Annotated in this window: 25 protein-coding genes; 18 read left to right on the plus strand and 7 right to left on the minus strand. The window is 46.5% G+C overall.

Going from position 1 to position 22,545, the window contains the following annotated elements; genetic code table 11:
* Nucleotides 1-17 precede the first annotated feature (17 nt).
* The 13 genes from KD145_RS20590 (at nt 18) to KD145_RS20650 (ending at nt 10,571) form a co-directional block, all read left to right on the plus strand.
* A complete protein-coding gene (locus KD145_RS20590; protein WP_113615856.1) occupies nt 18-605 on the plus strand; it encodes a DUF3341 domain-containing protein in 588 nt (195 codons plus the stop codon).
* An 85-nt stretch (nt 606-690) separates the two neighbouring features.
* A complete protein-coding gene (locus tag KD145_RS20595; protein ID WP_212001267.1) occupies nt 691-1,296 on the plus strand; it encodes a cytochrome c in 606 nt (201 codons plus the stop codon).
* 52 nt (nt 1,297-1,348) lie between these two features.
* On the plus strand, nt 1,349-2,554 hold the full coding sequence (locus tag KD145_RS20600) for a quinol:cytochrome C oxidoreductase (RefSeq protein ID WP_212001268.1): 1,206 nt from the start codon (nt 1,349-1,351) through the stop codon (nt 2,552-2,554).
* A 142-nt stretch (nt 2,555-2,696) separates the two neighbouring features.
* Nucleotides 2,697-3,659: a cytochrome c oxidase subunit II gene (locus KD145_RS20605; protein WP_249219475.1), complete on the plus strand. Its 963-nt coding sequence runs from the start codon at nt 2,697-2,699 to the stop codon at nt 3,657-3,659.
* A gap of 114 nt (nt 3,660-3,773) precedes the next feature.
* A complete protein-coding gene (locus tag KD145_RS20610) occupies nt 3,774-5,585 on the plus strand; it encodes a cbb3-type cytochrome c oxidase subunit I (RefSeq protein WP_212001270.1) in 1,812 nt (603 codons plus the stop codon).
* Nucleotides 5,586-5,683: 98 nt separating this feature from the next.
* Complete coding sequence (gene cyoE, locus KD145_RS20615) at nt 5,684-6,598, plus strand: heme o synthase (RefSeq protein ID WP_249219478.1); 915 nt, start codon at nt 5,684-5,686, stop codon at nt 6,596-6,598.
* 17 nt (nt 6,599-6,615) lie between these two features.
* The gene (locus tag KD145_RS20620) at nt 6,616-7,179 is read left to right on the plus strand and encodes a cytochrome c oxidase subunit 3 (RefSeq protein WP_212001271.1); all 564 of its coding nucleotides are present in this window, start codon (nt 6,616-6,618) and stop codon (nt 7,177-7,179) included.
* A gap of 27 nt (nt 7,180-7,206) precedes the next feature.
* Nucleotides 7,207-7,881, plus strand: coding sequence for a cytochrome c oxidase subunit 3 (locus KD145_RS20625; RefSeq protein ID WP_113615849.1), 675 nt, complete (start codon nt 7,207-7,209; stop codon nt 7,879-7,881).
* Nucleotides 7,882-7,967: 86 nt separating this feature from the next.
* Complete coding sequence (locus KD145_RS20630; RefSeq protein ID WP_113615848.1) at nt 7,968-8,375, plus strand: cytochrome C oxidase subunit IV family protein; 408 nt, start codon at nt 7,968-7,970, stop codon at nt 8,373-8,375.
* A gap of 57 nt (nt 8,376-8,432) precedes the next feature.
* Nucleotides 8,433-9,125: an SCO family protein gene (locus tag KD145_RS20635; protein WP_212001273.1), complete on the plus strand. Its 693-nt coding sequence runs from the start codon at nt 8,433-8,435 to the stop codon at nt 9,123-9,125.
* An 86-nt stretch (nt 9,126-9,211) separates the two neighbouring features.
* Complete coding sequence (locus tag KD145_RS20640) at nt 9,212-9,784, plus strand: DUF420 domain-containing protein (RefSeq protein ID WP_212001275.1); 573 nt, start codon at nt 9,212-9,214, stop codon at nt 9,782-9,784.
* Nucleotides 9,785-9,847: 63 nt separating this feature from the next.
* On the plus strand, nt 9,848-10,066 hold the full coding sequence (locus KD145_RS20645) for a hypothetical protein (protein WP_249219480.1): 219 nt from the start codon (nt 9,848-9,850) through the stop codon (nt 10,064-10,066).
* Between the two features lie 28 nt (nt 10,067-10,094).
* Nucleotides 10,095-10,571, plus strand: a complete 477-nt coding sequence (locus tag KD145_RS20650) for a GNAT family N-acetyltransferase (RefSeq protein ID WP_212001277.1) — start codon at nt 10,095-10,097, stop codon at nt 10,569-10,571.
* Nucleotides 10,572-10,676: 105 nt separating this feature from the next.
* Here KD145_RS20650 and KD145_RS20655 read toward each other — a convergent pair whose 3' ends face one another.
* From KD145_RS20655 to KD145_RS20665, 3 genes are all read right to left on the minus strand, one after another.
* The gene (locus KD145_RS20655; protein ID WP_212001279.1) at nt 10,677-11,285 is read right to left on the minus strand and encodes a MarR family winged helix-turn-helix transcriptional regulator; all 609 of its coding nucleotides are present in this window, start codon (nt 11,283-11,285) and stop codon (nt 10,677-10,679) included.
* A gap of 64 nt (nt 11,286-11,349) precedes the next feature.
* A complete protein-coding gene (locus KD145_RS20660; RefSeq protein WP_212001281.1) occupies nt 11,350-11,610 on the minus strand; it encodes a DUF2024 family protein in 261 nt (86 codons plus the stop codon).
* 29 nt (nt 11,611-11,639) lie between these two features.
* Nucleotides 11,640-12,218: a protoglobin domain-containing protein gene (locus KD145_RS20665; RefSeq protein ID WP_212001282.1), complete on the minus strand. Its 579-nt coding sequence runs from the start codon at nt 12,216-12,218 to the stop codon at nt 11,640-11,642.
* A 219-nt stretch (nt 12,219-12,437) separates the two neighbouring features.
* Between KD145_RS20665 and KD145_RS20670 the strand changes: the two genes are divergently transcribed.
* On the plus strand, nt 12,438-13,727 hold the full coding sequence (locus tag KD145_RS20670; protein ID WP_212001283.1) for a chloride channel protein: 1,290 nt from the start codon (nt 12,438-12,440) through the stop codon (nt 13,725-13,727).
* Nucleotides 13,728-13,748: 21 nt separating this feature from the next.
* Here the strand turns inward: KD145_RS20670 and KD145_RS20675 are convergent, their stop codons facing one another.
* From KD145_RS20675 to KD145_RS20685, 3 genes are all read right to left on the minus strand, one after another.
* Nucleotides 13,749-14,075, minus strand: coding sequence for a multidrug efflux SMR transporter (locus KD145_RS20675; RefSeq protein WP_212001285.1), 327 nt, complete (start codon nt 14,073-14,075; stop codon nt 13,749-13,751).
* Nucleotides 14,076-14,231: 156 nt separating this feature from the next.
* Nucleotides 14,232-15,140 carry a methylmalonyl Co-A mutase-associated GTPase MeaB gene (meaB, locus tag KD145_RS20680; RefSeq protein WP_212001287.1) on the minus strand — a complete coding sequence of 303 codons (909 nt, stop codon included), beginning with the start codon at nt 15,138-15,140 and terminating at the stop codon, nt 14,232-14,234.
* 10 nt (nt 15,141-15,150) lie between these two features.
* The gene (locus tag KD145_RS20685; RefSeq protein ID WP_212001289.1) at nt 15,151-15,969 is read right to left on the minus strand and encodes a glycosyltransferase family 2 protein; all 819 of its coding nucleotides are present in this window, start codon (nt 15,967-15,969) and stop codon (nt 15,151-15,153) included.
* A 139-nt stretch (nt 15,970-16,108) separates the two neighbouring features.
* Here KD145_RS20685 and KD145_RS20690 point away from each other — a divergent pair, with 139 nt between their 5' ends.
* The 4 genes from KD145_RS20690 (at nt 16,109) to KD145_RS20705 (ending at nt 19,384) form a co-directional block, all read left to right on the plus strand.
* Nucleotides 16,109-16,744 (plus strand): LON peptidase substrate-binding domain-containing protein, encoded by a 636-nt coding sequence (locus tag KD145_RS20690; protein WP_212001290.1) that lies wholly within the window; start codon nt 16,109-16,111, stop codon nt 16,742-16,744.
* A gap of 220 nt (nt 16,745-16,964) precedes the next feature.
* On the plus strand, nt 16,965-18,257 hold the full coding sequence (locus tag KD145_RS20695) for a hypothetical protein (RefSeq protein ID WP_212001291.1): 1,293 nt from the start codon (nt 16,965-16,967) through the stop codon (nt 18,255-18,257).
* Between the two features lie 12 nt (nt 18,258-18,269).
* Entirely contained in the window at nt 18,270-18,818 is a 549-nt protein-coding gene (lptC, locus tag KD145_RS20700; protein ID WP_212001292.1) for an LPS export ABC transporter periplasmic protein LptC, read from the plus strand.
* Nucleotides 18,819-19,045: 227 nt separating this feature from the next.
* The gene (locus tag KD145_RS20705; RefSeq protein ID WP_212001294.1) at nt 19,046-19,384 is read left to right on the plus strand and encodes a tRNA-binding protein; all 339 of its coding nucleotides are present in this window, start codon (nt 19,046-19,048) and stop codon (nt 19,382-19,384) included.
* A 988-nt stretch (nt 19,385-20,372) separates the two neighbouring features.
* On the opposite strand, the gene KD145_RS20710 is transcribed toward KD145_RS20705, so the two are convergent.
* Nucleotides 20,373-22,523, minus strand: a complete 2,151-nt coding sequence (locus KD145_RS20710) for a DPP IV N-terminal domain-containing protein (RefSeq protein WP_212001296.1) — start codon at nt 22,521-22,523, stop codon at nt 20,373-20,375.
* Nucleotides 22,524-22,545: the final 22 nt, after the last annotated feature.

Raw genomic sequence — 22,545 nt, forward strand, 5'->3', positions numbered from 1 at the left:
TTTGAATTTTTAAATATATGGCTGTTAAAAATTTTGTTGTAGGCTTGTTTGACGATGAGGCAGTGTTGTTTCCTGCGGTGAAGAAAGTACGCAATGCGGGCTACAAGTTGCACGATGTATACACTCCTTTTCCTGTTCACGGCCTGGATCATGCAATGGGTTTAAGGGAAACCAGTCTGCACACAGCCGGTTTCATATATGGTATCACTGGTACCACCACGGCTTTGGGTTTCATGAGCTGGGTTTTTAACGTAGACTGGCCACTGAACATCGGTGGTAAGCCTCACTTCCCGTTACCTGCATTCATTCCTATCACTTTCGAGCTGACGGTATTATTCGCAGCCGTAGGGATGGTAATGACCTTCTGCTACCTGTGCCAGTTAATGCCAGGCGTAAAGAAACATATCTTCCACCCAAGACAAACTGACGACAAGTTTGTAATGGCGATCGAACTGACTGAAAAAACCAACGCAGAAGAAGTAAAACGCTTCCTGAAAGATGCCGGCGCTCATGATATCAATGAGCAGAGAGCAGAAGCTGGCTGGTGGTATGGCAGATTCGATAAAGATGATGCGGATATCCACGCTTATCCGGCTAACGCTTAATAACATTAACAGCTAAAAAATACAGTTGCAACATTAGGATCTGGCAAGCAAAAGAACTAATGAAAGCTAGAATAAATAATTTCTGATGAAAAGGACTTCCAACATATTGATTGTAGCCGCATTGGCAACTGGAGCTTTCCTGGCAGCCTGTAACAAAGGGGAGCACAACAGAAAGCCCGGCAGGATTTATATGCCCGACATGTATGAATCCCGTGCGTATGAATTTTACAGTGCTCGTTTGTCAGGCCTGAAGCCAGTGGAAGGAACAGTAAAAAGAGGTGAACTTTTGCCTTACCATCTGAAAGAAGCAGATACGGCGCAGGCAAATCTGGTGAAGAATCCGCTGACCATCACACCTGAAGATCTGAAAGAAGGAGAACGTTTGTTTAATATCTACTGCGGTATCTGCCATGGTACTGCTCTGGATGGTAATGGTCCGCTGTATAAAGGAGGCGAAGGTCCTTACTCTGCAGCACCTGCCAACCTGGTTGCCGGCGCTAAAGCCGGTTATACCGAAGGCCGCCTGTTTCACGTAATGACCTATGGTTATAACATGATGGGTAGCTACGCCAGCCAGCTCGACAGGGCACAACGCTGGAAAATAGCCGCTTATATCAAGAGCAAACAGCCTGGTGCCGCCAAGCCTGCCGCTGAAGCCGCGCCTGCTAAAGACAGCGCAACGGCTAAATAAGTGTAAGAAGAGTTAAAAAACAGCATTTCAAAAAGTATTTTAATATACAGTAATGAAAGACCAATTTGTAGTACCGGCAAGATTAAAAAAGACCAGCTTCGTGTTAATGGGCGTGGGCTTGCTGACTTTATTGATCGGATTAATTGCGTTTCAAGGTGAGAGCGCGACACGGTTCTGGGCCGGTCTGTTGCAAAACAGCAGCTTCTTTTTGCTGATTACATTGGCCAGCACCTTTTTTATTGCAGCCACAACACTGGCACACGGTGGTTGGCAGATCGCCTTCCGTCGCGTACCGGAAGCTATTTCAATGGCAGTAATGCCATTGGCTGCTATTTTGTTCATCATTGTAATGATTCTCGTTTTCGGTGGTAAAGAACATATCTACCACTGGGTAAACGCTCACCACGTAGCAGAAGATAAAGTCCTCACCTGGAAATCCGCTTTCCTGAACAAAGGATTTTATACTACTGCCACTATCCTGACACTCGGCCTGTGGATTTTCTTTACACGGAAACTCCGCAACATGTCTATAGAAGAAGATAGCTGGACCATGAATCCTGAAACCAGTCGTAAACTGATCTGGAGAAACACCGTTTGGTGCGGTGGCTTCCTGGTGATTTACGCCCTCAGCGTTGGTTCCACTACTCCATGGGTTTGGCTGATGAGCATCGATGCTCACTGGTTCTCTACCATGTACAGCTGGTACACTTTCGCCAGCAGCTGGGTATCCGGCCTCTCCCTGATAGCGCTGTTCGTTATTTACCTGAAAAAGAACGGTTATCTGACTTATGTAAATGAAGAGCACCTGCACGATCTGGGTAAATTTATCTTTGCTTTCAGCATCTTCTGGACTTACCTCTGGTTCTCCCAGTACATGCTGATCTGGTACGCTAACATGCCGGAAGAAACTGAATACTTCCAGCCACGCGTATGGGGCGAATGGAGACCTATCTTCTTCCTGAACCTCCTGATCAACTTTATTACTCCGTTGTTGTTCCTGATGAAACGGGACACCAAACGTAACTATACTGCGGTAGCATTCATCGCTGTAGTGGTGATCTGTGGCCACTGGCTGGATTTCTGGCAGATGGTAGGCCCCGGTACTTACAAACACCTGGTATTCCCTTGGTATGAACTGGGACTGGGACTTGGTTTCGTAGGTCTGATCATTTTCCTGGTTGCCAACCAACTTGCTAAAGTTCCGCTGGTGCCTAAAAATCATCCTTACCTGAAAGAAAGTATTGTTCACCACACCTAATATGGGTGATAACGGAGATTAAGCAATAGAAAAGCATTAGATAACTTAATTATTTCATATAGCAATGTCAGGATTTTTAGCAGTCTTAGTTATTGTTCTCATATTCATAGTCATCTTCCAGATTGCGAAGGCGAGCGAATATGTGTCCATATTGAAGGGAGAAAAGAAAGCGCGCCAGCAAAGTAACCGTATCAATGGTTTCCTGCTGATAGCATTCCTGGTGCTGGGGCTCATCGGCGTGTATTACTGTAATAATCTGCTGAAAGGCAAGATCCTGGGCGAATCTGCATCTGTGCAGGGTGAAGGGGTAGATACCCTCATCTATGTAACCCTGGCCATCACCGGTGTTGTGTTTATTGGTACCCAGATCCTCCTGTTCTGGTTCGCATTTAAATACCAGGAAAAAGAAGGCCGCAAGGCATTTTATTTCCCGCATAATAATAAACTGGAAGTGATCTGGACCGTTATCCCGGCCATCGCACTGACAGTACTGGTGGCTTTCGGTCTGAAACACTGGTTCCAGCTGACTTCCGACGCTCCAAAAGATGCTGCGGTAGTGGAAATCACCGGTAAACAATTCAACTGGCTCATCCGTTACCCAGGTAAAGATGGTCAGCTCGGCCGTCGCGACTTCAAGAAAATTGATGAGGCAGCCAGCAACCCGCTGGGTATGGATTGGGAAGATCAACTGGGTAAAGACGACTTCATGGCAACAGAAGTTCACCTGGTGGTAGGTAAACCCGTAAAATTCGTAATCGGTTCCCGTGATGTTATTCACGACGTAGGTTTACCTCAGTTCCGTATGAAAATGGACGCTGTGCCTGGTATTCCTACTACCCTGTGGTTTACTCCTAAGTTTACCACCAAACAAATGAAGGAAAAAACCGGCAACCCGGATTTCACCTACGAAATTTCCTGCGATCAGATGTGTGGTTCCGGTCACTACTCCATGAGAGGTGTGATTGTTGTGGAAACACAGGAAGAATACGATGCTTGGGTAGCTAAACAGCCATTACAGTATAGCCTGGCTCACCCTGCGGCCGCTCCTGCTGAAGCGCCAAAGGCTGACAGCACGCAAAAAACTGTGGCTGCGAATATCCGGTAAGCCGTAATTTTGTGAAGAAGAATTTTTTGACGCAGAACTTAAAAAACTAAAAAAGACAAACTGACAAACGAAGATACTTCCCGGGCGTTAGTTTATTAATAAACCGAACCGATTATGAGTAACGAAGCAACATTGCACAGTCAACAGGAGGTAATGCACGGCGCGCATGATCATCACGATCATGAGCACCATCATGAAGACAATTTCATCTCGAAATATGTGTTCAGCCTGGATCATAAAATGATCGCCAAACAATTCCTGATCACCGGTATCGTTTGGGCTATCATTGGTGCTTTCTTTTCTGTGGTGTTCCGTTTGCAACTGGGTTTTCCCGATGCTACTTTCCCCTGGCTGGAAAGCATTATGGGTCACTGGGCAAAAGGTGGCCGTATCACTCCTGAAGCTTACTATGCATTGGTAACAATGCACGGTACTATCCTCGTATTCTTTGTATTGACCGCTGGTTTAAGTGGTACCTTCTCCAACCTGCTCATTCCGCTGCAGGTAGGTGCCCGCGATATGGCTTCTCCTTTCATGAACTGCCTCAGCTACTGGTTCTTCTTCCTGGCCAGCCTCGTAATGATGGCTTCCCTGTTTGTTCAAACAGGCCCGGCTTCCGGAGGTTGGACAATGTATCCTCCGCTGAGCGCCCTCGGAGATGCTTCCATCGGTTCTAAAATAGGTGTTGACCTGTGGTTGACCAGTATGGCACTGTTCGTTGTTTCTCAGCTGCTCGGTGGTCTGAACTACATCTCTACCCTTCTGAACATGCGTACCAAAGGTATGAGCATGACCAAAATGCCTTTAACCATCTGGTCATTCTTCTTTACCGCTGTACTGGGCGTACTGTCTTTCCCTGTACTGCTGTCCGGCTTCATCCTCCTGCTGATGGACCGTCACGCTGGTACCAGCTTCTATCTCTCTGATATCTTCATCGCAGGTAAAGCCCTGGCTAACGAAGGTGGTAGCGCCATCCTCTACCAGCACTTGTTCTGGTTCCTGGGTCACCCTGAAGTATATATCATTATCCTCCCTGCCATGGGTATGGTATCTGAAGTACTGGCAGTTAGCTCCCGTAAACCTATCTTCGGTTATCTGGCCATGATCGGTTCTCTGTTCGCTATCTGTATCCTGGCCTTCCTGGTATGGGCTCACCACATGTTCGTAACTGGTCTGAACCCATTCCTCGGCGCCTTCTTCGTACTCCTGACACTGCTCATCGCGGTACCATCCGCCATCAAGGTGTTTAACTGGCTTACCACCATCTGGAAAGGTAATATCCGCTTTACACCGGCTTCCCTGTTCTCTATCGGTTTCGTGAGCACCTTTATCTCTGGTGGTCTGACTGGTATCTGGCTGGGTAACTCCTCTATCGACATTCACCTGCACGATACCTACTTCGTAATCGCACACTTCCACATCGTAATGGGTGTGTCCGCATTCTTCGGTATGTTTGCCGGTATCTACCACTGGTTCCCGAAAATGTATGGCCGCTTTATGAACAATACTATCGGCTATATCCACTTCTGGGTAACCCTGATCGGTGCTTATCTGATCTTCTGGCCAATGCACTACGAAGGTATGGCCGGTATGCCAAGAAGATATTTTGACTACTCCAGCTGGACTTCCTTTAACCAGTTTGGTGGTCTGAACCAGTTCATCAGCATCGTGGTAATCCTCGTATTTGCTACTCAGCTGCTGTTCGTGTTCAACTTCTTCTACAGCATCTTCAAAGGAAGAAAACTCACCGAGCAGAACCCTTGGAAAGCTACTTCCCTGGAATGGACTACTCCAATCAATCCTGGTCACGGCAACTGGCCTGGTGAAATTCCTGAAGTACACCGCTGGGCTTACGATTACAGCAAGGATGGAAGAGATTTCATCCCGCAAACCGAGCCCATCGGCCCTAACGAGTCAGCTCACTAATGTAATAAAAGAGATTCCGGGGGGCAGAAAATAACTGCTTTCCGGAATCTTGTTCACCGTGATGTTTGTAAATTTGTTCCGGATTTAAATACCGGAATGTGGAAAGAAATAAAATGTTGCAAGAAAACTCCATAAAATTGTCGTCGTCGTATGCAGTAGCGAGCAAGGTGAAGGATTATTCTCAGCTGATGAAGTTTAATCTCACCTTCATGGTGGTATTTTCATCAGTGGTAGCTTACCTGCTGGTACCGGACGTGGAGTTTGATCTCATCAAAGTTCTTTTGTTATTTGCTGGTGGTTTGCTGGTTTCCGGATCAGCCAATACCATCAACCAGATATGGGAAAAAAATACGGACAAACTGATGGCGCGTACCGCCACCCGTCCCCTGCCCTCCGGCAGGATGAGTGAAGGGGAAGCGATCACCGTAGCCATCGTAACCGGGGTAGCAGGTTTCCTGATCATGGGATACTGCTTTAACTGGCTGAGTGCTGCATTGAGCCTCTTCTCCCTGGTGATGTACGGATTTGTATATACTCCCTGGAAGAAATGGAATTCACTGGCCGTACTGGTAGGTGGAATTCCAGGAGCAATGCCGCTGCTCATAGGCTGGGCTGCAGGTGCCAATAACCTCTCTGAAGGTGGCTGGTCACTGTTCGCTATCCAGTTCCTGTGGCAGTTTCCGCACTTCTGGGCTATCGCCTGGATTGCGCACAAAGACTATACCCGTGCTGGGTTTAAACTGCTGCCGGCTAACGGCGAGCCCAACCGGTTTACCGCCCTGCAGGCTGTTATGTATACCCTGCTGCTGATTCCCGCAGGTGTAATACCTTACCTGCTGAAAATCACTGGTGGTATTTCCGCGATCGTGGCTATCGTAGCAGGCTTGTTTTTCCTGTACCGTGCCATTAACCTGTATAGAAAAAATGATGTCCCTGCAGCACGTAAACTGATGTTCGGTTCATACATTTACCTGACCATTGTTCAGCTGGCACAGCTGCTGGACAAGGCCTAAAAGCAATAGGAGGAGTGATGCATACAATGAGCATACAACGTAAGAAAATTCATCCGCACAAGTACTCCCTATGGATAGCAATGGGTAGCATTACCATGATGTTCATCGGATTTACCAGTGCATACGTTGTGAAGAGATCGCAGGCCAACTGGCTGGCATTTGAACTGCCGCATATTTTCTGGTTATCTACTGCTGTAATTTTACTCAGCAGCCTGACCATCCACCTGGCACTGAAACAGTTCAGGGAAAGAAATATGCAGCGTTACAAACAGCTGATCACCGTTACCGCCATATTAGGCGTGGCTTTCGCTGCCTGTCAGTGGATTGGCTTTGCTCAGATGAAAAACAGCGGACTCCCCCTCAACGGGCCCGTTTCCGCTTCCTTTATTTATGTTATTGTAGGCGTGCACATGCTGCACGTACTGGGTGGTGTGGTAGCACTGCTCGTAATGTTTGCCAGGGCCTACCGGACCCGCATTCGTACCTACTCCGCAGTACCAATCGAAGTAGCCGCCACTTACTGGCATTTCGTAGACGTTTTGTGGATCTACCTGTTGATTTTTTTAAGTATCGCGAGATAAACTTTGTAAAATTTTATAAAACAAACAATGGACACAGCAGTTACAGCGAAGAAAAAATGGTGGGCCGGCGGACATTCTCCCTTTAATGTGAGCTATGGCAAGTTGATGATGTGGTACTTCCTGGTATCAGATGCCTTCACTTTCGGTGCATTACTGATATCATACGGAACTATCCGCTTTTCCAGCACATCCTGGCCTGATCCGAATGAGGTTTTCCGTTCTTTCCCGGGTATGGGACATGCCAACTTACCGTTGGTATTCGTGAGCTTGATGACCTTCATCCTCATCATGAGTTCTGTAACCATGGTACTGGCAGTTCATGCCGGTCACATGAGAGATAAAAAAGCTGTTGCCAAATGGCTGACCTGGACTATCATCGGAGGTATCTGCTTCCTGAGCTGCCAGGCATGGGAATGGACACACCTGTTCCATGAAGGTGCATGGTGGGGTCGCAACCCTTTCCACAACGTTGATGGCACAATGGCATCTACCAACTTCACCAACTTCTTCTTTACCATCACCGGTTTCCACGGCCTGCACGTAACCTCCGGCGTTGTACTGAACATCGTAATCCTCGCTAACGTACTGAAAGGTACCTACGAAGAAAGAGGTCACTACGAAATGGTGGAAAAAGTAGGTCTCTACTGGCACTTTGTAGATCTGGTTTGGGTATTCGTATTCACCTGCTTCTACCTGCTCTAAGCATCAAAAGCAATCAAAAACGAATACAAGGTTTGTAATTTGATTAATAGAATCTGATATTAAGAACTTATTCAATTTAAATAGGAATGGAGCATACGCATACTGCAGAAGGACATGAACATGCACACGATTCATCTACCAAAAAGATCTGGAGAACATTCTGGATCCTCCTGGGTGTAACCATGGTAGAAGTTGGTCTGGCGTTTTTACACCTCGAAACAGGTGTTCCCAACAGGGTACTGCTGAACGCCGTGTTCATCGGTCTGACCGTAGTGAAGGCATTTTATATCGTAGCCGAATTTATGCACCTCGGCAGCGAAATCAAAAACCTGATCTACACCATCCTGCTTCCGTTACTGTTCTTCGTTTGGTTCATCATCGCTTTCCTCTATGAGGGTAACTCCTGGAAAAACCTGAACAAGGACCTGAGACCAGGAACTCCTGTAGAAGCTGTTAAAGCTGCACCAGCTGAAGGTCACGGAGCACACCACTAATTTTTTGATCATTTAAATTTCAGCGTCATTTCTCGCAGGGCTATATTAGGAGTTGCATTGGCTATATTGGTACCACTGACTGGTTACCTGATTGTAGATCATTATGGGAAAAATGTAGTACCCATTCCAAAGTACTATATTCCCGAAGGTGTAGATACCATCGTTCATAACGGAAAAGTTACCTACGATACTGTCTACCACAAGATCAAGGACTTTCAGATGACCAACCAGCTGGGACAGAAAGTGAGCCTGAAAGACATGGAAGGTAAAGTTATCCTGGTAGATTTCTTTTTCACTTCCTGCCCTTCTATCTGCCCTACGTTGACAAAGAACCTGAGAAAGATCCAGAGCGCTTACGGTAAAACAGATACCCTGCTCCAGATCCTCTCCTTTTCGGTAGATCCCGTTAGAGACTCAGTAGCCAGATTACGGAAATACGGATACGATTATCAGGTAAATCCGGACAACTGGTGGCTTCTGACCGGCGATAAAAAAGAAATCTACGACCTCGCCAGACACCAATTCTTCGTTTCTGTGACAGAAGGTGACGGCGGACCAGACGATTTCGTTCATACCGAAAAACTGGTACTGATCGATAAAAACAGACACATCAGAGGATATTACAACGGGCTCGATTCCAACGCCATCAAACAATGTGCTACCGACATCGCTACCCTGTACCTCGAAAAAGACAGGCATCGCCCGGGATTCTGGCAGTTCCTGAAAGGTTTGTTCAAGAATCTGAGCTGATCAACTAAAAAATAATTTTCACGGAAGGTGGATAAAGGAAAGGATTCAACTTTCTTTTTCCACCTTTCCCATATACGGAACATATTATGGAACTAAAAAATAAAAATCTTAACACACCTATCGCCATCGTTTCTGTAGTTATCCCGGTACTGGTGGCCCTGTTGTTTTTCCTACCCAAACCCGACTTCCATCCCGGCTTCGATGTCAGGATTCTTCCGCTGTTCCATGCGATCCTCAACTCTGCTACTGCTGTACTGCTGGTTGCCAGTCTGTACTTCATCAAAAACAAGCAGGTAAAGGCGCATAAGATCACCAACCTGATAGCGGTGGGCCTGTCTGTTGTCTTCCTGTTGTCTTACGTTACCTATCACGCTTTGGCACCGGAAACACGTTTTGGCGACTTAGACCACAACGGTATGCTGGACGCTGCTGAAAAAGCTGCACTGGGTGGTATCCGTTATGTATATTATTTCCTGTTGCTTACCCACATCGTGCTGGCCGGTATCATTGTGCCACTGGTCCTTTTCACGCTGCTGCGCGGCTTCCAGAATGATATTCCCCGCCACCGTAAAATAGCCCGTATCACCTGGCCTATCTGGTTCTATGTGGCTGTTACCGGAGTGATTGTGTATATTATGATTTCCCCATATTACCATTGATATATTTTCGGGAGATATTTTTGGGGTAGATGACCTAATTTTGCTGGATCAAAAAGAATTGAAATGAATAAGCTGTGTTTGTTTTTGCTGACAATAATGCTGACGATGATGAGTGCTCCTTTGATGGCGCAGTGTTCTCTTTGTACAAAAACAGCACAGCAGCTGGGTGAAGGCCCTGCTAAAGGATTGAACAATGGTATCCTGATGCTGGCATTTACCCCGCTGGTAATCATCGGCCTGCTAGCTTTCCGGTGGTGGAAGAGCAACCGGGAAGCCTCCTGAGCCCCTGCCCTTTTTTAACCCCTTTATTATGATAACCTATAGAAAAGCGGATATCCCTGATATTCCACGGGTAGCTACGTTACGTCTGCAGTTTCTGAAAGAAGTGTATCCCCAGGCAGATGTTTCCCGCGATGGCTTGCTATATGAACAGATTGCCCGGTATCTCACAGAACACCTTCCCAAGGGAGACTTTGTAAACCTCTTCGCTGAACATCATGGAAATGTAGTCGCCAGTGCTGGTATTGTTTTTTATAACCAGCCTCCGCTCTACCACAATCTGGATGGCAAAGTGGCTTATATACTGAATGTATATACGCTTCCGGCCTACCGCCGGCAGGGAATTGCACAGATACTGATGGAAAAACTGATTGGGGAAGCAAAGGAACGAAATACCGGTAAACTGAGTCTGCATGCCAGTTTGGAAGGGCGCCGGTTATATGAAAGACTGGGCTTTGCTGCCGGAGATAACGAGATGACATTACAACTCCCGCGTATACAACCCTGACAGGCTCCGGAGGAGTGTTTTGCGGGAATAGAAAAAAAGGAAAGTTACCTTCCCTGAACATTCGACAAAACACTCACACCGGACAATCTGTAAAAAAGATGTAGCCTAGTCTTCCCTTGTTTCAAACGAGGGGCAGTCTACCCGTAGGTTGGCCTGCTTCAGCGAGACCTTGAGCAGGTTGCAGTAATTGCCTTTCTTTTCGGTGTAATGCTGGCAATTAAAGCACATAGGTTGGTGAGTAATCACCTCCTCCTGGTTCAGCTGGTAAATCAGCTGCATCAGCTGATCCAGCAGCACGCCCTGTTCTTTCAGCGGGCTGGTGGCCACAGCGTCCTGTAGCGGAGCAGCAAAATGCTCTACTTTTTTAGCGATGGCACGACCTTCCTTCAGCAAATGCAGGGAATGGCTCCTGGTGTCCGTTTCGCTCGGTTTTCTCACCAGGTAATTTTTTTGTTCCAGCGATTTCACAGCGTCGCTGATGGTGGCTTTTGTCATGTTGAAATACAACGCTAACGAGGTCACTGTACGTTTTTCTTCCGGGTAGTGGAGTAAAAAAGTCAGCACCTGAATCTGTATGGGACTCAACCCATATTGTGTGGCCTCCTGCCAAAGGAGTACCCTGAAAGCCTCTGATAAGCGCTCAAGAGCAACCACGATTTTGCTCGATGTGTTTTCTGCCTGCTGCGCGGGGCTGAATGTGGAAACTTTCCCCATATTTACTACTGTCCTTAATTAGCGGGGCAAGGTACAATAATAAAGCCTGCTTGTAAATAGCATATTAGTGACATCCTTGTGGTTCATGGATATAGTAACCTTGTTGGGCTATCTTCATCTCCCAGCGGGGAATGATCTGTGTTGTATAACAAAAACGGCAGTCTTTCCGTGTTACCGGCAGGTCTTCCTGCAGCCGGGCCTGCAAAAATTCGCTTCCGAAGGCTAATACAGCTGTGAAAGCTGTTTCCGGGGGTACAATAATATCAAAGTGAAGGAAACCTCCTGCTTTCTTTTTCGCATATGCCTTATACACGGCTACTTCCATAAACATTTTTTGAGGGTGGAAAATGAATATCAGAACGGGGCTGTTTGTCCTCCGGGGTAAACCCACAACAGAGCACTGAGGCTGACGGCCTTGAACCAGGCCTGATGCATCGCTTCTATTTCTTCCGGACTATATCCGGTATCATTAAGAAAATGGCGGCCGGCTTCACTCACCGGGAAAACAAAAGTGGTCATATACCGCAGAAACACCGGTGACAGCGGATGCAAATCATCCAGTGGTACTTTCCTTAATTGCAGCTGCCGTGCAATCTTCTCTTCAAATTCCCACCAGCGGCTACTTTCACTGCGCTTGCACAAGCCGGTGATCCATTCCCGGAAGTGCGGACGGATGGAATGCAGGTACGACAGGTCCGGCGCACCACTACTGGTGAAATAATGCGCCAGGTAATTGTTTTTCACAATACGCTCGTACCAGCGATTTAAAATTTCTTCTGCATGCGGTGCCAGGATCTCCCCCGCCAGGGTCAGGTATTGCTCATCTTCGTGTGTAAAAAGCATCATGCGTTTGATCTTTATCAACACCTGTGCATCAATGGAAGTGGTTTGGGGTTCAGGAATCATAGATGACCGCTCTGCTGCGTTAATCATATCATACATATGTTTTGAGCTGCTGCAATTAGAAAATGGTCACGTGCAAATATAGTGAGGATTCCTATTCATTTGCAATTTATTGTAAAAGCAATACAACTTTTATTGAATGTTCCCTTTTTCTGAATTGACGAGATATGCTACTTTGAATTAATTTGAGATTTTCGGATGAACTGTATAGTTTTGATTTCCTGTTAACCAGGCCTTTTAATTACAATAATGAAGAACATACAGACACTTTTATATAGAAACGGTCTTGGTATCCACTCTGTACTATCCGAAGACAAAGAAAATTTTAAAATCATTCTCCGCGAGGGGCATTTGCGACGTACGTTTTACCTGTCGGCGCTGGGTGCCGGGGCCGGTTTGCTCACGGTAGGCGCCGGAATGCTGCTCTCATGGCTGGTCCGGATGCTGACCGGCCTGGCTTTTTTCGGAAAGCTGAGTACGGATGCGGGTATGCTGGCCGATAGCGAAGCCGGCATTTGGCTGTTATTTATCCCGGTAGCCGGGGCATTTGTATCTCTGTTTCTTATCGGGGCCCGTTACCCTACCTGGAAACTGCCGGCCCTGGCCATCTGTATTGGCACAGGTGCACCTATTGGTACAGAAGGGCCCGTGATGGTGGCCGCCGGGGCTTTTGCACTGCAGGACCGCCAACGGCTGCGTATTTCGGAAGCGGAAGCTCATCTGTTACTGGTGGCCGGTGCCGCTGCCGGCGTGGCCTGGTACTTCGGGGCACCGGTATCTGCACTGTTGCTGGCACTGGAATTATGGCTGGGCACCTGGTCCTTGACCTTGTTGTTGCCGGTGCTGTCTGGTGTGATAGTCGGTGGTGTAGCTCATTATTGTCTGTCTGACATGAATCCTTTTTTTACGATGGGCAGCGGTCCTGCATTGAATGCCGGTGCTCTGCTGGTTTATACTGTTCTGGGGCTCATTGTCGGGTTGACAGCGGCCCTGCTGGTAAGAGCCTCCCGTGGTCTTACCCGGTTATTTAACCGGCTGAAATACCATAGTCCCTGGTGGCTGCTGCTGGCGGCCGTGCCAGTGGGCATTGCCGGCTACCTGGCCCCCGAAAGTCTGGGTAACGGTGAAGTATATGGTAACAACCTGCTGCAGGCGCATGTAACGTTGCAATTGGTGTTTGTAGTAGGGGTGGTGAAGCTGATCACCTGGCTGTTTTTTACTTCGGGTTACAATACAGGTACTACTATAACAACGCTACTGATGATCGGCGGGGCACTGGGCCTGTTGCTGGCAGTAGTGGTGCAGCTCGTATGCCCTTCTATTGTGATTAATCCCGCGATGGCTGCGCTGATAGGAATGAGTGCTATGTTTGCCGGAGTTACCCGGGCCTGGTTGACAGCTATTATACTGGCACTGGAATTAACACATTGCCAGCCGGCTGTATTGCCAGTGGCCTGCGCGGCTATTGCTGCATTTGTTATCTCTTTCCCGCTTATCAAAACAAAACGGGATACCGCAGAAAACAAGGTGCAGGGCTGATGTCCTGCACCGTGCAAAAAACTATTCTCCGCCGGAAACGGCTTTCAGGCCGGCAATAGAGCCAATCAGCATAATCAGAAAGAAGATCCTCCACATGGCCACCGGTTCTTTAAAGAAGATCATACCTGCAATGGCTGTACCGGCAGCACCGATACCAGTCCATACGGCATAGGAGGTGCCGATGGGCAGCCCGCTGTTGATTGCCTTGTTCAGAAAAAAGAAACTAAGTGTAATACAGATAAAAAAGCTGACAGAAGGCCACAGCTTTGAAAAGTTCTCAGAATACTTCAGCGAAATAGTAAAGCCCACTTCAAATAGTCCGCCAATAAGCAGGAATAACCAAGCCATAATAACCAGATTTATTAGTGAAAAATAAGATTTGAATAAAATATAGGTCTGGGCATGAGAAGCCCGCAGCCTGTGGATCAGAGGCCGTAATTAAACACTGCGTAAGCGATGGATATGCCAAATGAGGTGGTACGCATGCCGCAAAGATAATAAAATTTAGCGACCAGCTTTATCAGCCACGTAACGGTAGAGGTTAAATGAGTGTTGCGAGATGTGTTCCTGTATTTCCGTCTGAAGATTTTTTTTGCTGATATCGTGCATACGCCGGTGTTGTATCAGCTGGTAAGCTTTTTCCGCGAGCAGCAGAGATCTGCGCTGATGCTGGTGCATAATGGCTTCCTTATGCCGGGCAATGGCGGTTACGATTTCGTGTATGCCTTTCTGTTGGGTGGCCACGGATTTGATAACGGGAATTTCCCACGATGCCTGTTGTTTGCTGTGGGCCAGCAGTCGCAGGTTTTTTACAAAGATGTCTGCATTATCACGGTCGGCCTTATTGACTACAAAAATATCGGCAATTTCCATCAGTCCGGCTTTCATGGTTTGTATTTCGTCGCCTGCTTCTGGCACCACCACTACGATGGTGGTATCTGCGATGCCGGCAATCTCTACTTCGCTTTGCCCTACTCCTACTGTTTCGATAAAGAGATAATCGAAGCCGGCAGCTTTGATAAGGTCACTCACCTCGATGATTTTCGGACTGAGACCACCCAGCGCGCCCCGGCTGGCCATAGACCGGATAAACACACCGGGATGCCCGAAATGTTGTCCCATACGGATACGATCGCCCAGCAAAGCGCCGAAATTAAACGGTGAAGAGGGATCTACAGCAATGATGGCTACTTTTTTATCTTCCGCCAGCAGGTGGGTGATCAGGGCATTAACCAGGGTGCTTTTGCCTGCTCCGGGAGGGCCGGTGATACCCACTACACGGGTAGGGCTATTGGCCGGGAGCTGTTCCAGCAAGGAGGTATAACCAGCTGCTTCATTTTCAACCAGAGAAATACACCGGGCCAGCGCTTTTATTTCTCCCCGCAGAAGCCCCTCCAAATATTGCTGGTACATGTACGAAATATTAGTTGATCAGGTATTCCAGTATGCCCTTGTCAGCTTTGATTTTTTTACTGCTCACAGCGGCTTTTACAAGAATACTGTTTTCCTGGTGCTTGCCACGGGAGTTTTCACGATGGTACAGGTGGAACGCCACTCCTCCCATTTTAATGAATTTTTTCTGAACGCCGGCGTTCAGCAGTCTTACAGCGATATCATTGTCTTCCATTCCCCAGCCGGTAAAATTTTCATCATAACCATTGACGGTAAGGAGGTCTTTTTTCCAGAAAGACATATTACAGCCCTTTACATAGTATTTATGACGGCCACCTATCTTGTATCGTTTGGAAAGGAAACGGCTTAGTGACGGAAAACGTAACGCATTGAGAATGTGGCTGAAAGGTGTAGACCGGAAATCCACATTAATATCGTCTGCCTGTAAAAGTTTATTGGAGATATGGGAAGATAACAGGGCCCGGCTGCCAGTGATGAAATAGCCCGGTTCCGACAGGCGCATATGGTCTTCTACAAAGTGTTTATCCAGGATCAGGTCTCCGTCTATCTGGATAATATAGTCGGAAGTCGACTGAGCGATCCCTTTGTTTCTGATTTGTGCCAGCCTGAAACCTTTATCCTCCTGCCATACATGGACAAGCGGTACAGGGAAATCTTTCCGGATACTGTTGATCAGTTCCCGGGTGTCTTCCCTGGAGCCGTCGTCGGCGATTACGACTTCTGTCGGTAAGATAGTTTGTGATTTAATACTATTCAGGCATAAGGCTAGAGCTGCAGGCCAGTTATATGTAGAAATCAACAACGATATCGTGGATGTGGTTGCTAGCATGTTTGCGAATGAGTAATAATGTTAGTTATAAAGGTATTCCTTTTATTTAATATATGCATAAGGGTGAGCTTAATTAGCAGATTCTGCGCCCCTTATGCGGGGCGTTTTTTTTACCTTAGCCTAAATACTGATCATTAAGATGACAAATTTTATTTCCATATTTCCGCTTGGTATTGTGGTGTATCCGGGAGAACAGCTGAATCTCCACGTTTTCGAGCCCAGGTATAAACAACTGGCCCGGGAATGCGTGGCCGAAAATAAGCCTTTTGGCATTCCTGCGGTAATTGACAAAAAAATAATGGAATATGGAACGTTGGTAACCGTAGAAAAAGTAGAAAAAATATACGATAATGGTGAAATGGACATCATCACCCGGGGAACCAGTGTATTCCGTACACTGGAACGTATCAACGTAATCCCGGATAAATTATATGCCGGCGCTATTGTCAATTATCCCGAAAACCATGAAGCCAGCAATGTACGTCTGCTGGATGAGGTATTACATGGTATCCGGGAGCTGCATGCTATCCTCCAGGTACATAAAAACTTCAGGAAGGAAGATGGCCGCCTGACCGCCTACGACCTGGCCCACCATGCCGGATTGTCGCTGGAAGAAGAGTATGAAGTGTTACACCTTTTTTATGAGGTGCAACGACTGGAATATCTCAAACGACACCTGCATAAAGTAATACCGATGATGGCTGAAATGGAAAGACTGAAAGAAAGAGTAAAACTCAACGGTCATTTCAGAAATCTCTCTGCCGGCGATCTGTAAATTTTTAAACTATATATTTTCCATTGAAGATATTGCCGAAAAAACATATTTTTGAGGGGAAATGGTTGTCTGGCAAGGATTTCAGCTTTCGGGAATGTCAACTTTAACGTGCTTTTAACAGGGCCGAATTTGGTTTTTTTTGCTTCCCGCCTTAAAAAGTAGATATTTGCAGACCCATAATTTTCACTGGACAAGGGTTTAAACTCAATTCTGATACGAAATGCATTGGACTAAAGTCAGTATTCTTTGCTTCCTGGTTGGACTGTTCCTGGTGGCAAATAATGCTACAGCACAGGATAATTCACCCTACTCACGATATGGATTAGGCGATCTGAATAACAACCAGAATACGGTAAACCGCGGTATGGGTGGCGTATCCCAGGCATACGGGGATCCACAATCCGTTAACTTCTTAAATCCGGCCAGCTATTCCAACCTTATGCTCACCACTTTTGATGTGGGTATAGAAGGTGGCTCCCGGTCTATCACCGACAAAACTGCCAGCTTCAACTCTGGCTTTGGTACTCTTTCCTATCTGCAGATCGGTATTCCTATCAAGCGGAAATGGGGGCTCAACCTGGGTTTGCGTCCGGTGACCAAAGTTTCCTACAACATCCAGGAATCTAAAGACCAGATCTTTTATGATACCCTGAAAATGCCGGTGGCCAGCCGCTACCAGGGCAGTGGTGGTTTATACCAGCTGTATGCAGGTACCGGTGTTGGTATTGGCAACTTCAGCATTGGTGTCAACGTGGGTTATCTCTTCGGTAATATTGAAAACAATACCCGTGTGATCTATCCGGTGAGCGATATCAACGCTTCCCGGCATATGACCCGTATCAGCTACGGCAGCTTCTTTTATAAATTAGGGGTACAGTACAGGGCCAAACTGAACAAAGAAATGGACCTGACACTGGGTGCTTCCGGAAGTCTGCAACAGGATATGACCGTTCGCCAGGAAACCCTGAGTGAAAGCCTCATGTATATCGCATCTACCAACGACTTTAACACCCTCGATACTGTTCAGTATTCAAAAGGGCCTAAAGGGACAGTTGTGTATCCTCAGGACTTCAGCGCCGGCTTTATGCTGCGTAAACTGGACAAATGGATGGTAGGTATGGATTTTAATACTACTCAGTGGAGCAAGTTCTCCAAATTTGGTCAGGCTGACTCCCTCCAGAACAGCTGGAAAGTGTCGCTGGGTGGCCAGTTTGTACCCAATGCCATGGCTCTCAGCGGTTATTGGAACAGGGTGGCTTACCGCCTTGGTGCTTACTACGGACTGGATTACCTGAAACTGAACGGCCAGAATATGAATACGCTGGGCTTTACAGTAGGTGCAGGATTACCGGTACGCCGTATGCCTTACTCCAACCAGTATAGCATGGTCAATGTTGCCTTTGATGTGGCACACCGTGGCAATAACAACACTGCCCTGAAAGAAAATATTTACCGGGTATCACTTGGTTTCACGCTGAGTGACAGATGGTTTATTAAGAAGAAATACGATTAAGGCCTGGCCAGGATGATCAGGAAAAAACTCATATATCTGTTGATTGCGCTGACAGCGGTCGCCTGTGAAAATGATATCCAGGCGGTAATGGAATTTGATTCCAAAAAAGCTGCTGTGGAAAATGGAACGGATATCCTGCTCATCTATAGTCAGGGAGGCAGGGTAAACGCCAAACTGACTGCGCCTACCATGGAAAGAAGTCTCGACAAGCCTTCTTATGTGAAGTTCAAACAAGGCCTTAAACTGCTGATGTTTAACGATACCCTGGGCCTGGAAAGTACCCTGGTCGCCGACACTGGCCGCTATCTGGAGGACGAAGGAGCTGTGTTCCTCTCCAAAAACGTAGTGGTAGTGAATAAAAAAGGTGATCGGCTCAATACAGATGAACTGAACTGGGACCCTAAAAGGAAAGTCTTCTACTCCACCAAAGAGGTCTTCATTAAAACCCCTACCGATTCCTTGCATGGATGGGGCCTGATTGCCAATGAAGATTTTACCGACAGAAAGATTATTAATGTAAGCGGACCTATCACGGTGCAGGACAGCCTGTCTATGCAATAAGAGAGCTCCGTTGTAAACGTATAAACAAAAGAACCCCACCTCTGCAGGTGGGGTTCTTTCGCTTTAACCTATTTTTTAACCTAAAATTTGTAATATTAAAAACAATAACTATGCCAGTTTGGACATAATAAATTCATTTCAACACATTCCCTGACCGTTCTTCATAAAGTATGATCCGGCTGTTGCTTATTTGCCGCAAGACCTTTATATTTAGTAAAACGACTGAAATGGAATTGATCAACTGGCAGGATTTTGAAAAAATTGAAATGAGAACAGGGACCATTATTGAAGCCAATGATTTTCCTAAGGCCCGTAACCCGGCTTACCAGCTTACAATTGATTTTGGGCCAGAATTGGGAATTAAGCGTTCTTCCGCCCAAATTACCCGGTTGTATCAGAAAGAAGAACTGGTGGGCAAACAGATAATTGCAGTCGTTAATTTCCCTCCCAAACAAATCGCCAATTTTATATCTGAATGCCTGGTGCTGGGCGTATTGGGAGATGATAAGGAGGTGACGCTGCTGCAACCCGGTCAATCCGTTAAAAACGGACAACGTATTGCATAAAATGTAAAGTGAGAATCAATGGCCCAACGTCAGGATAAAGACGGGGAACGTGCTTTTTGGGAAGGTTATCGCAGCAACTTATCAGGTTAATATCTTTCCAAAACCACAAAAAAAATTAATTAATAACCATTAAATCTTCATTTCTTATTGATTATAAATGTGCTATGCATATTTATAATTAGTAATTCTATATATTTATAATATTGCAAATTATCTAATATAATAAGATATTTACCATTATCCTCTTTTCACGAACAATATTAAAGCGTTCACGGAAATGGGCCCCTATGACTAAAAACCTAAGTATATCTTTGTTTTAGGTTTTTCATAGGATATGGTTAAAATTATTACAAGGGCGGTATTCTTACCACCCTTTTTATTTTTTATACCCTTTAATCGTTTTCGTTTGCCCCCTGATTTGCTACGTTCACCTGCTATAATATTTCAGTGAGCCAGGCTTATCACATCCTTACAGGATAACAAAATGCTCAGTTTTTCAATCTATTTGCCTGATAATCAATTTTATATGTTGAAAAATAACATATTGTTGATTAATATAAAATGTTTAGATGCTATATACGTTCACCGTCCCTTTTGCCGCGTTCCCCGAATAAAATGCATCGTTCACAAAAATGGAATAACACCTAATGAGAAAAACGCCCACCTTTGGGATAGGTTTTTCAATAAAGATATGGTTAAAATTTTTCGGGGCTGTAGTCTTGCAGCCCTGTTTTTTTCTCCCTAAAACCAGTCATCTCCCACTTATTTATTTCCTTTTACCTGATAGTCAATTAATTACATCCCTTGTGTAAGGTTTTTTGGTCCTATTTTACCTGGTCCTGTTTATTCCTTATCACCTGTGTGTGATGGTTGTTTACTTCTTCTCCTATTGATTTTCAAATACTTATAGTTATAGAAACGAACGAGTCCCGGAAAAATACCTCCTGGTACTTCTCTGGGACTCGTCTATTAAGATCGGGTATGTTATTTATTTATTGGTGAACATGGCCGGAAACGGTTTATCCAGCAGGTTGTTATAAATAAATCTGGACATCTCCTGGCTGGCATGTGCGTTTTTAGACCTCCATCCATGGCGCTCGCCGGGATAGAGTATAAACTCAACGTGTTTGTTCAGGTTTTCGAATTTATCGATCAGCTGAATACAGTTCTGCATATGCACGTTATCATCCATGGTGCCATGCGCAATACGAAGCAGACCTTTGTATTTATCAGCATAGGTCATCACGGAAGTGATTTTATAGCCTTCCGGGTTTTCAGCCGGGGTATCCATATAGCGCTCGGTATAGTGGCTATCGTACAGTTGCCAGTCGGTAACGGCAAAATTGGCCACCCCGTGTGTAAATACATCAGCACCATAAGTGAGGGCCATACAGGTCATATAACCTCCGAAACTGCCACCTGTCATACATATTTTAGTGGGATCGGCCCAGGGTTGGGAGCGTAACCAGGTGGCTGCGTCCATATAGTCTTCAATTTCATATTTACCCAGCTGGCGGTGGATATAATTCATCCCTGCTTTGCCCAGCTGTCCGCTGCTGCGGTTGTCGATGGCTACCAGCACCACTCCTTCCTGTGCCCACCATTGGTTACCAGGATCAGCTTTCCAGGTGTCGTATACAGTACCGGCATTAGGGCCGCCATAGATGCTGATGAGTATCGGATATTTTTTACCAGGCTGCATATGCACCGGCATGGTGATGGTCATGGGCAGTACAAGGCCGTCGCGGGTTTTGTAGGTAGTCAGCGTTGGCTTGGCCAGGTTATACTGGTCAAACTTGCTGCCTTTGCTGTCTCCCAGCTCACGGATGATCTTACCATTGTTGTCCAGCAGCGCCATTTTGGTAGGGGTTTGCAGGTTGGAATAAGTGGTAATGAAGTATTTACCATCCGGCGACATGCTGATGTTGTGATTGTAGTTGCCGAAGGTGAGGCGGGTGATAACACCGGTTTTCATATGCACTTTATAGAGATCAAAGCGGGTAGACACTTCCTTACGGGCAGTGAAGTAGATAACCTGGTTTTTCTCGTCTGTCAGGACTACATCTTTTACGGTCCAGTTACCACTGGTCAGCTGTTTTTTCAGAGAGCCGTCCATGTTATGGAGGTAGAGATGTGACCAGCCGGTTTTATCGCTCTGCAGGAGGAAGCCCTGGTTGTTTTGCAGGAAAGGCACGGCATCAAACCAGTCTACCCAGGTTTTTTGTACCTCGTTGTAGATCTCTTTTTTGGTACCGGTCTGCGGGTTGATGCTGTATATTTTCAGGTTGTCCTGGCTTCGGGGCATCCATTGTATCCACAGCTGTTTGCTATTGGCTGACCAGAAAGGGGTGCCGAAGTATTGATCGTCTTGTTCGTTGAAGTCGGCCCAAACGGTATTACCGCCGCCAACAGGCACTACACCTACTTTTACTGCTGGGTTGGGATCACCGGCTTTGGGATAGCGGGTGTTTTCCAGGTAGCCATGTTGTCCTTTTTCGCTGTAGATAGGGAATACCGGCACTTTGCGGTCGTCAAAATGCATATAGGCTATCTGTTTGCTGTCGGGGCTCCACCAGAAAGCGCGGTAGCGGGTAGGGCGGCCCAGAATTTCTTCGTAATACACCCAGGAAGACCATCCGTTGTAAATAACGTCCGTACCGTCATTGGTGTAGCGGGTTTCTTTTTTGGTGGCCACTTCTACACTGTAGAGGTCGTTGTTGCGGGTAAAGGCCACAATTTTGCCATCGGGTGACAGGGTGGGGTTCTTTTCCACCAGGGTGTCGTTGGTCAGGCGAACGCTGTTGCCTTCAGCACTTTTATAATAAATATCGTTGTCACGTACTTCTACGCTGGGGCCATCTACTGGTGCGGTATATATTTCCGCTTTTCCGCTGCGGGCATCCACTTTCATGGCCTGTACGCGACCGGTGGCGGCATCAGGGCGCATTTCCAGGTAGTGTTCTGCATCTGCCCAGCCTTTAAGTATCGGTAAAGGTCTGCTGATATCAGTTGGCTTGCCTCTGAAGGCCTGTTCAAATGTAATGTCCTGCTTTTCCTGGGCCTGCACACGAGGCATGGCAGCCAGTAAAAGGGCGGTTCCGCCCAGGCAGGCTGGTTTCAACCATTGTAAGCTTCTCATAAAATGTGTAAATCAGTGAGTT

The organism is Chitinophaga sp. HK235 (genome assembly GCF_018255755.1).
In the GTDB taxonomy this organism is placed as follows: Bacteria; Bacteroidota; Bacteroidia; order Chitinophagales; family Chitinophagaceae; genus Chitinophaga.